The sequence below is a fragment of the Pseudomonas sp. R62 genome (assembly GCF_000257605.1).
GTDB classification, from domain to species: Bacteria; Pseudomonadota; Gammaproteobacteria; order Pseudomonadales; family Pseudomonadaceae; genus Aquipseudomonas; species Aquipseudomonas atacamensis.
Map to the genome: position 1 here is coordinate 108685 of NZ_JH635998.1, position 5465 is coordinate 114149.

Annotated in this window: 8 protein-coding genes; 3 read left to right on the forward strand and 5 right to left on the reverse strand. The window is 59.2% G+C overall.

Annotated features, from left to right (window positions below):
- From OQK_RS01985 to OQK_RS01995, 3 genes are all read right to left on the reverse strand, one after another.
- A partial coding sequence (locus OQK_RS01985; RefSeq protein WP_038860426.1) for a 5'-nucleotidase occupies window positions 1–405 on the reverse strand: 405 nt, incomplete at its 3' end.
- Window positions 406–427: 22 nt separating this feature from the next.
- Complete coding sequence (locus tag OQK_RS01990) at window positions 428–1384, reverse strand: putative 2-dehydropantoate 2-reductase (RefSeq protein WP_016770875.1); 957 nt, start codon at window positions 1382–1384, stop codon at window positions 428–430.
- Window positions 1381–1767 carry a thioredoxin family protein gene (locus OQK_RS01995; RefSeq protein ID WP_038860429.1) on the reverse strand — a complete coding sequence of 129 codons (387 nt, stop codon included), beginning with the start codon at window positions 1765–1767 and terminating at the stop codon, window positions 1381–1383. The genes OQK_RS01990 and OQK_RS01995 overlap by 4 nt, the downstream gene beginning before the upstream one ends.
- On the opposite strand from OQK_RS01995, the gene OQK_RS02000 reads away from it, so the two are divergent.
- Both OQK_RS02000 and OQK_RS02005 read left to right on the forward strand, forming a co-directional pair.
- Window positions 1766–2209, forward strand: a complete 444-nt coding sequence (locus OQK_RS02000) for a PilZ domain-containing protein (RefSeq protein WP_016770877.1) — start codon at window positions 1766–1768, stop codon at window positions 2207–2209. The two genes, OQK_RS01995 and OQK_RS02000, sit on opposite strands and share 2 nt — an antisense overlap.
- A 129-nt stretch (window positions 2210–2338) precedes the next feature.
- Window positions 2339–3415 carry a 3-deoxy-7-phosphoheptulonate synthase gene (locus OQK_RS02005; protein WP_016770878.1) on the forward strand — a complete coding sequence of 359 codons (1077 nt, stop codon included), beginning with the start codon at window positions 2339–2341 and terminating at the stop codon, window positions 3413–3415.
- Window positions 3416–3475: 60 nt separating this feature from the next.
- Here the strand turns inward: OQK_RS02005 and OQK_RS02010 are convergent, their stop codons facing one another.
- The gene (locus OQK_RS02010) at window positions 3476–3757 is read right to left on the reverse strand and encodes a GNAT family N-acetyltransferase (RefSeq protein ID WP_016770879.1); all 282 of its coding nucleotides are present in this window, start codon (window positions 3755–3757) and stop codon (window positions 3476–3478) included.
- Between the two features lie 639 nt (window positions 3758–4396).
- Between OQK_RS02010 and oprI the strand changes: the two genes are divergently transcribed.
- Window positions 4397–4648, forward strand: a complete 252-nt coding sequence (gene oprI / locus OQK_RS02015; RefSeq protein WP_003183784.1) for an outer membrane lipoprotei OprI — start codon at window positions 4397–4399, stop codon at window positions 4646–4648.
- Window positions 4649–4774: 126 nt separating this feature from the next.
- Here the strand turns inward: oprI and OQK_RS02020 are convergent.
- Window positions 4775–5465 (reverse strand): L,D-transpeptidase family protein (locus OQK_RS02020; RefSeq protein ID WP_038860430.1); only part of this gene is annotated, 691 nt, incomplete at its 5' end.

A 5465-nucleotide genomic window follows, 5' to 3' on the forward strand; every position in this document is an offset into this window, starting at 1 on the left:
GTCCAGCGCGGCACGCACGTCTTCGGCGTGGGTCGAGAGAAACAGGTCGCAGCCAAACGCTTTCAGATACGGATATGGACTGCGCCCACCGACGAACGCCGCACGAGAAATCGCCAGGCCGTAATGATGAATCGAATTGAACACGCGCAGACCGGTGTCGGCGCTGTTGCGGGAAACCAGAATCACCTCGACCCGCGCGCGGCCGAGACGGCTGTTCAGGCTCAGCAGTTTTTCCACCAGCGGGAACGCATCGCCCGGCGCGAGGATTTCGTCTTCGTGCTCGATCTGATATTGCCGATAGGCTTCGACGCCGCTCGACAGGTAGACCTTGTGGCTTTCGCTCAGGTCGAACAAGGCGCGCGAGGAAATCGCCAGCACCAGTTTGTCATCGATGTTATTGGCCATGCCTTCCCCCAGAACAACCGACTCAAGTATTGCGTCGGTCGATAAACCCCAAATGGCGATACAACGCCTCGATGCGTGGCAACTCGCAGCCCGCCGCTTTCGCCGCCGCCAGTGGCCGGGCGTAGATCGCCTCCAGCTCCAGCGGGCGTTTGTGTGCAAAGTCGTGGTACATGCTCGGCCAGTAATCGGGCATTTTTTCCGTCATGGTGAACAGGTACTCGGCATAGCCGGGCGGGATCTCGTATCCACAGGCCCGGGCGCCCTGTACCACTTCCGCCATCAACGCCTGAATCGACAGGCGGCTGTCGGCATCGGCCATCAGCGCTTCGGTTCCCGCGCCGAGCAACACCGAAAGGCCGTTGTAGGGGATATTCCACACCAGCTTCTGCCAGCGCGCCTGATGCAGGTTGGCCATCGCTTGAGAGTCGATGCCGGCGGCACGGAACAGCCCGGCGCCCTCCTCGACGATCGCCATGCGCGCTACTTCATCAATGGCCGAGCCGCTGTGATAACCGACATTCACCGCGCCAAGGGCCTGATGGGTGATCTGCCCCGGCCCTTCGCGGTGCACGCAGATCAGGCACAGACCACCGAGCAGATGCAGCGAATCCGGCAACAGTGGTCGCAGGCTGTCTTCGACATCCAGACCGTTCTGCAGCAACAGCACTTTTGCGTCAGGTTTGGCGGCCTGAATGATCGCCGGGGCCAGACCGGCGTTGCTGGTGGTCTTGGTGCCGACCAGCAGCCAGTCACAGGGCGGCATTTCTTCGGCAGCGGAATAGGCATTGGCCGGATGCAGCGTCATCGGGCCGTGCACCGCACTGTTGATCTGCAAACCGCGCTCAGCCACTGCCGAGAATTCGCTGCGCAACAAGAAATGCACGTCGAAACCGGCACGCGCCAGCATCACCCCGTAAAACCCGCCGATCGCACCGGTGCCGATAATCCCCACCACCGGTTTGCTGACTGTCTCGCTCATGGCAACTCCTCTGCAATTCGACCCAGCGCCTGCGCCACAGCCTGATTGACCTCGGCAACCGTCAGACGGCTGTGCACTGCGCCAAAGAACTCGCCGTCGCGCACCACAAACAGCGCCGGCAAATGAAACACCTGATAACGCTCGACCAGGCCGCCATTGTTGCCGGCGTCGATCCAGCACAGCCGATCGATCGCCAGCGGCATGCCCGGCAACACCTCGCGGGCATAACGACAACTGGCGCAGCCGACGCTGGTGAAGATCACCAGAGAAACGCCGCGCATCGCCAGCAGCCGCTGGTCGGCGTCGAAGTCGGTCAGCTCGGATTCGACCACTATACTGGGGGAAACAATGTCAGATGGCCGACACAGGGAGTCTGTGCTCATGGGACGTTTCATTCCTCATCCGGACGAAGTGCCGGTTGAATTGACGTTACTCAAGCCTGAATGCATTTCCAGACAACAGCTGCACACTATCAGCCTCGGCGGCATCGCTTGCAATTACCACCGCGCCTGGCGCCACGGCACTGCACTGCAAGTACGCATGCCGACGCTGAATGCCGAATTCTGTTATCCGGGCTATGTGGCCTGGTGTCTGCGCCGTAAAAAAGGCTATCTGGTGGGCATCGCCTTCACTGACGAACAGACCCTGTTCAGCGCGCGAATGGGTGAGCAGGTGTGTCAGATCGAACGCTATTCGCGCATGCAGGACAGCCACGACGATCTGCAGGATAGTCAGGCGCTGGCCCTGCAGTGGGTCGAGGAGCACGCCGAAGAGTTCTCCCACGACAATGTGCGCAAGGCTTTTGCGCAGCCAGCGCTGGACTAAAGCACGGTTTGCCCATTGTCGAGCCGCCTCTGACGCGCTAAGGTTCGGCTCCCCCGACGCGCTAAATCTGCTGTGCTCCGCCGCGCGGGGATCGCTGGCGGCCGGCACCCGTGACCTGACGAGTAAACGATGGCTGATTTACCGATCAACGACCTAAACGTCGCCTCTAACGAGACCCTGATCACTCCCGATCAGCTCAAGCGTGATATCCCCCTGAGCGACGCCGCCCTGCGCACCGTCACCAAGGGCCGCGAAGTCATTCGCAACATTCTCGATGGCACCGACCACCGTCTGTTCGTCGTGATCGGCCCGTGCTCGATTCACGACATCAAGGCGGCCCACGAATACGCCGATCGCCTCAAGGTGCTCGCCGAGGAAGTCTCCGACACCCTGTATCTGGTCATGCGCGTGTATTTCGAGAAGCCGCGCACCACCGTCGGCTGGAAAGGTCTGATCAACGATCCGTATCTGGACGACTCGTTCAAGATCCAGGACGGTCTGCACATCGGTCGTCAGTTGCTGCTCGACCTGGCCGAGAAAGGCCTGCCGACCGCGACCGAAGCCCTCGACCCGATCTCCCCGCAGTATCTGCAGGATCTGATCAGCTGGTCGGCCATCGGCGCGCGTACCACCGAATCGCAGACTCACCGCGAAATGGCTTCCGGCCTGTCCTCGGCGGTCGGCTTCAAGAACGGCACCGATGGCGGCCTGACCGTGGCGATCAACGCCTTGCAGTCGGTGTCCAGCCCGCACCGTTTCCTCGGCATCAACCAGGAAGGTGGCGTGTCGATCGTCACCACCAAAGGCAACGCCTACGGTCACGTGGTGCTGCGCGGCGGTAATGGCAAGCCGAACTATGATTCGGTCAGCGTGGCGCTGTGCGAGCAGGCGCTGAACAAGGCGAAGATCAAGCCGAACATCATGGTCGATTGCAGCCACGCCAACTCCAACAAGGACCCGGCCCTGCAACCGCTGGTGATGGAAAACGTCGCCAACCAGATCCTCGAAGGCAACCAGTCGATCATCGGCCTGATGGTCGAAAGCCACCTGAATTGGGGCTGCCAGGCAATCCCGAAAGACCTCGCCGACCTGCAATACGGCGTGTCGATCACCGATGCCTGCATCGATTGGTCCGCTACCGAAAACACCTTGCGCAGCATGCACGCCAAGCTCAAGGACGTATTGCCGAAGCGTCAGCGCACGTAAGCTGCGTTTTACGGGCAATAAAAAACGCCGGACATTGTCCGGCGTTTTTGTGTGTGCGATTCAGATCTTCGCGGCGCGACGCTGATGGCGTTCCATGTAGCGCTCGACGTACGAGCATGACGGGATCACCGTGTAGCCCATTTCTTCGGCGTATTGCAGCGCGCGTTCAGTCAGCGCTGCGGCAATGCCACGGCCGCGCAGGGCATTGGGCACGAAGGTGCGGTAGATATCCAGGGTCTGCTTGCCCAGATCCATGTAGGTCAGGTAAGCACGATGACCGTCCACAGTGGTCTCGAATTGATGACCAGCCTGGTCATGGTGGATGGACAACGCCTCGCTCATCACTACTCCTCGCGGGTCTTGAATTGTGACCCCTACCTTACCGATGTTTTTCCGGCGAAGGAACATCTACGCCACCCCGTGCCTGATGGACACTGAGAAGAGCCACATCGATCTCGCGCAATCTGACACCTGCTGAATAGTAGGCACCATTGGCGAAAATGCTCAAGGTACGCTCGTCATCGGATGGTTTGCGTGCATTGGCATCGATGGTCGCAGGTTCGGCCGCAAGACAATCTTTGCGTGCCGTTTGCCTGAACATTGCCGGAATGTTGAGACTTAAGACGTGCAACCTTTTTTAAAGTCACCTGTACATCAACAAAGATACGCGAAGCGCTTCGCAGAACCTGAACAAAAGTGTGGACGAATTCATTTAGAAAGACTTTAGCCGAAGTCGCAAAAACAGCGCACGAGGGCGGGAACTTTTTCCGTTTGAGTCGCTCACGCCGGGGCTTGCAGCTGGATATTTTTTATACAGCGCAGTTAAAAGTTGCTCGAAAAAGAATCAACGCCTACAATTTTTTTTGCTTCTTGCGCTACGTCAGTTTACTTACTACAAGTAATGGGTAGTATGTACGCCGGCTATTTCCTCAATCGTGAGGAGACAGCCACTTAATTTGAAAGTCCTTGAAGGGGAACACGATGAACAACGTTCTGAAATTCTCTGCTCTGGCTCTGGCCGCAGTTCTGGCTACCGGTTGCAGCAGCGCATCGAAAGAAACCGAAGCACGTCTGACCGCTACTGAAGACGCAGCTGCTCGCTCCCAGGCTCGTGCAGACGAAGCTTACCGTAAAGCTGATGAAGCTCTGGCTGCTGCTCAAAAAGCACAACAGACTGCTGACGAAGCTAACGAGCGTGCTCTGCGCATGCTGGAAAAAGCTAGCCGCAAGTAATAATCCCTCGGGATTGTTATCGAGCCGATCCGGTTTTCCGGGTCGGCTTTTTTGTGCCCGGCGCTTTTCCCCGCGCAACAAAAAACCCGCCGACGCTGCACGCATCGGCGGGTTTTCAATCAGCTCTTATTGCTGCAGATCGATCGGTGCACTGCTCACCATTGGCGCCGAGGTATTCGGCACGGCGATCTCTACCGGCAGGCCGTCTTCGGCGGCGACCACATCACGCACCACATCCCAGTTCATGCGCAAATTGCTGGTGATGTCTTCACGCTTGAGCATCGCGTTGATCACCGCGGTGTGCTTGTCGACTACCGACGGGTTGCCCTTGTCGTCGAGCGGGGTGTGCGCTTCCAGATAGACCTTGCCGCCACTGCGACCGAACTTGTACGGGTCGTTGATGATGCGCACCGAGGTGCCGACCGGGACCATGCCGGCCATTTCCAGCACGTTGTTGTTGAACATGCGGAAGCAGCCGTGGCTGGTGCGCATGCCGATGCCGAACTTCTTGTTCGAACCGTGGATCAGGTAGCCCGGTGTGCCGAGGGTGAACTTGAACGGCCCCAGCGGGTTATCAGGACCGGCCGGCACCACATTCGGCAGCGGATCACCGTCAGCGGCGTGTTCGGCCTTGATCGAAGCCGGAGGCGTCCACGTCGGGTTCGGTGTCTTGGCGATGATCGAGGTGTGCGCGATCGGCGAGCCCCAGCCTTCGCGGCCGATACCCAGCGGGAAGGTGTACACCACGTCGCGGCCTTTCGGGTAGTAATAGAGACGGTATTCGGCGAGGTTGATGACGATGCCTTCACGCGGGCCC

Excerpts from the sequence above, each read along its gene's own strand:
- OQK_RS01990 (WP_016770875.1), bottom strand. The coding sequence starts at position 1,384 with ATGAGCGAGACAGTCAGCAAACCGGTGGTGGGGATTATCGGCACCGGT.
- OQK_RS02000 (WP_016770877.1), top strand. The coding sequence starts at position 1,766 with ATGGGACGTTTCATTCCTCATCCGGACGAAGTGCCGGTTGAATTGACG.
- OQK_RS01995 (WP_038860429.1), bottom strand. The coding sequence starts at position 1,767 with ATGAGCACAGACTCCCTGTGTCGGCCATCTGACATTGTTTCCCCCAGT.
- OQK_RS02005 (WP_016770878.1), top strand. The coding sequence starts at position 2,339 with ATGGCTGATTTACCGATCAACGACCTAAACGTCGCCTCTAACGAGACC.
- OQK_RS02010 (WP_016770879.1), bottom strand. The coding sequence starts at position 3,757 with ATGAGCGAGGCGTTGTCCATCCACCATGACCAGGCTGGTCATCAATTC.
- oprI (WP_003183784.1), top strand. The coding sequence starts at position 4,397 with ATGAACAACGTTCTGAAATTCTCTGCTCTGGCTCTGGCCGCAGTTCTG.